At 46.1% G+C, this 2,736-nt stretch carries 2 protein-coding genes and 1 pseudogene; all 3 read right to left on the bottom strand.

The features are described from left to right. Positions 1-90 precede the first annotated feature (90 nt). On the bottom strand, positions 91-360 hold the full coding sequence (locus JQF37_RS31135; protein WP_078474158.1) for a hypothetical protein: 270 nt from the start codon (positions 358-360) through the stop codon (positions 91-93). A gap of 231 nt (positions 361-591) precedes the next feature. Next, entirely contained in the window at positions 592-2,298 is a 1,707-nt protein-coding gene (locus tag JQF37_RS31130) for an EAL domain-containing protein (RefSeq protein ID WP_153334466.1), read from the bottom strand. Positions 2,299-2,334: 36 nt separating this feature from the next. Next, positions 2,335-2,658: pseudogene (locus tag JQF37_RS31125) on the bottom strand (methyl-accepting chemotaxis protein); the annotation flags it as partial. Between the last annotated feature and the right edge of the window lie 78 nt (positions 2,659-2,736).

The raw sequence follows: 2,736 nt of genomic DNA, 5'->3' as shown, positions 1-2,736 counted from the left end.
GCCTTGCCATACGGGCCTCCAACCGGTCATGGCGGCAATTTTAGCCACAACGACTTTTCGTACAAAACCTAATTCGCCCAGTCTAGGGGGCTATAGATCGCCAGTCATCAGTAGCTTTCTCAGTATGCTGAGATTTTTCCTGATTTCAGCTTCTACCTTTCCAGAATAATCAAGTGCCTCAAGCGTATTCTTTGTTTGGTTCATTGCCTCTGCTATTATATCAATGGCAGTTTTTCTTGATGCTGCCATATTTTCTAGAGTCTGTTCCCCTGCATTTAGCATTGTTACGATATCTTGTTTGCTTAACTTATCATAATTCACGTTACGGAGTTGCTCTAGTATTAACTCTTGATCCGACATATATGATCCTCTTTATTATTATCGATCTGTTTATGATAATATTAATTATTTCATTGTTCCAGAAAACAACAGCTGGGATAGTGTATCATAAAAAATATATTTCGAGCGAATGGGGAAAGTCGGTCGAGCCATGCGCATAACCAATCCATGGCATTGGACGCACAGTATATCGTTACCGGTGGATAAATGAATTAACCGCTCAATCCACTAGGTTGCGACGACGCAATCAGTTCATGGACGGTGCGGTTTATCTATTACCCCTCTAGATAAATGAGCAGGGACAAACTTCGCCACCCAAGATGGCACTTTTTCTACCGGCATGGGTTTCGCAATACCATAGCCTTGCGCTACATCACAACCTAGGTTCATCAGCAACACTCCGTGCTCAACCGTTTCCACCCCTTCAGCAATAACCTCGCGGTTAAACGATTTCGCTAGGCCGATGATCGCCTTAGTCAGCCCCAAGCTGTCTTTATCGATGAGTATGTCGCGTATAAAAGATTTGTCTATCTTGATTGACTGCGTGGGCAGTTGTTTAAGGTAGCTCAGCGATGAATACCCGGTTCCAAAGTCGTCCAACGAAAATGTCACACCCAGATCCTGGCAAGCAATGAGGCACTGAGTGACATGTGATAAGTGTTCTATCACCACTGATTCGGTAATCTCAATATCCAACATCTGCGGCAAAACATTAGGGTGGCTGTCCAGCAAAAACTTTAGGGACTTTACAAAGTTTTCTTTTTTCAAATGTAATGCTGCAATGTTTACACTCACAGACCACGAATGACCCAAGTCCGCCCATTGTTCTATTTGACTGAGCGCCTGATCTATGACCCACTCGCCGATCTCCACGATCAGATCGCTCTGCTCAATCAACGGTATAAAATACTGCGGTAATATAAGTCCATCTCGCGGATGCTGCCAACGCAATAGTGCTTCAAAACCAATCACTGCCCCACTGCTCAAACTTATTTTTGGTTGATAATGCAAGCATAACTCACCATCATGTAACGCTTGGCGAACCCGTATTACGGTATCAAAAGCTGATTTATCCATCTTATCTTTTGATACATCAAACAAATAGAAACAGTTACGGCCACTTTGTTTGGCCTTATACATAGCCTGATCGGCATGACGTAGCAGTGTATCGGCATTCTCATTATCGTTTGGATAGAGCGTCACACCGATACTGGCGGAAATATTAATGCCTATGCCATCGATGATGTAGACGGCGGAAAGGGCAGCTAAAAGCCTCTGCAGGGCGCTTTCCAACACCTTGGGATCCCGCACATCCAAAATCAGCACGAACTCATCGCCTCCCAAACGGGCTACGGTATCTTCGATACGCATACTATGTTTCAGGCGATCAGCCACCGCCACTAACAGACGATCACCTATCTCGTGGCCATAGCGGTCGTTAATCTGCTTAAACCCATCGAGATCAAGCACGCCCACGGCAACCGTGCTGGACTGGCTCTTTGCTTTGACAATAGCCTGATCAAGCGCTTTGGACAGCAAAAAACGATTTGGAAGACCCGTCAGCTCGTCGTGCTCAGCCTGCCATTGCAAGGTTTCCAGAAACTTCCGCTTTTCGGTCACATCGAAACGAATGGAAACGTATTTCTGCACCCGCTGGCTGGCATCATCGTACATGGGTACAATGGTGCTCTCTACCCAATACAGGCTGCCATCCTTTTTACGGTTGCAAATTTCACCTTTCCATACCTGCCCACGTGAAACTTTTTTCCACATATCAATAAAGAACTCAGGGGGATGCTGCCCTGAGTTTAGTATGCGGTGGTTTTGCCCAATCAACTCCTGTGCGCTATAGCCAGAAATATCACAGAACTGTTCATTGACATAGGTGATTATTCCGGATTTATCGGTTTCCGAGAAAATAGCTGCCGCATCCACCGCTGCACGGTATCTTGCACTCATATATAAACCTAATTCACCAAAATAGTCATAAGGTCACTACCTGTTGAACCGTTCAACCAACGAGTTTAAACCACGGGATGTACTTTCAAGTTCGCGGCCACGAATCACGGCGGAGTTAGCATTCTTCGCTGTTCTCTCAACCGTTCCCGCTACGTTATTAATCTGCCGAGCAATATCTTCAGCGACACTAGCCTGCTCTTCTGAAGCGGCTGCCATTTGCTGGCTCATACCACTGATCCGTTCAACAGCATCGCGAATGCCTTGGAGAGCACACTGCGCCTCTATAACTTGCTGTACACCGTGGTCGGCCTCGCGAATACCGAGTTTGGCAATGCTCACAGCCTCATCTGCCCCTTTTTTAGGTTCTTCACGGATTACCGGGAAAGACGCTCTTGATCTTCATGAAAAAGAATTCGCTATCCCGGTAACCGTACGCCA

The organism is Pseudomonas sp. MIL9 (assembly GCF_016887925.1).
In the GTDB taxonomy this organism is placed as follows: Bacteria; Pseudomonadota; Gammaproteobacteria; order Pseudomonadales; family Pseudomonadaceae; genus Aquipseudomonas; species Aquipseudomonas mohnii.
This window is presented reverse-complemented; position numbering and strand designations above follow the sequence as displayed.